1 protein-coding gene is annotated in these 373 nt (G+C 67.8%); it reads right to left on the reverse strand.

Annotation, left to right across the window (positions count from 1 at the left end; translation table 11 throughout):
* A partial coding sequence (locus KI686_RS15875) for a hypothetical protein (RefSeq protein ID WP_237590305.1) occupies positions 1 to 373 on the reverse strand: 373 nt, incomplete at both ends.

Genomic DNA, 373 nt, shown 5'->3' on the forward strand with positions numbered 1-373 from the left:
TTCAGGAACTTCTCGATCGCCACGAGCTGGTCGCTCCACGGGGCGTCAGTGCGGAACCGATCGACCGCGTACACACCGGGCAGACCCGACTGGTAGTTGCAGCAGGCCACCCACAGCTCGCCGCAGTCGGCGCCCTCGCGTGCGGCGTGCATCATCTTCAGCATCCCGCGGGTGTAGTCCCCGTCGCCCAGCCGACGCACCTCGGGCGCCTCGGCGGCGGAGTACGGGTTGACCTTCCACATGCCCATCTGCAGGTACAGCCCGAGTTCGTCGGCACGCTGTCGCACCTCCCGGAGCACCCCGAGGTCCAGGGTGGGAGTGATGTCGGTCACCGTGCGGAAGTAGACCCCCTCCATCCCCAGTTGCGCAGCGT

This window comes from Polaribacter sargassicola (assembly GCF_021991835.1).
In the GTDB taxonomy this organism is placed as follows: domain Bacteria; phylum Bacteroidota; class Bacteroidia; order Flavobacteriales; family Flavobacteriaceae; genus Polaribacter; species Polaribacter sargassicola.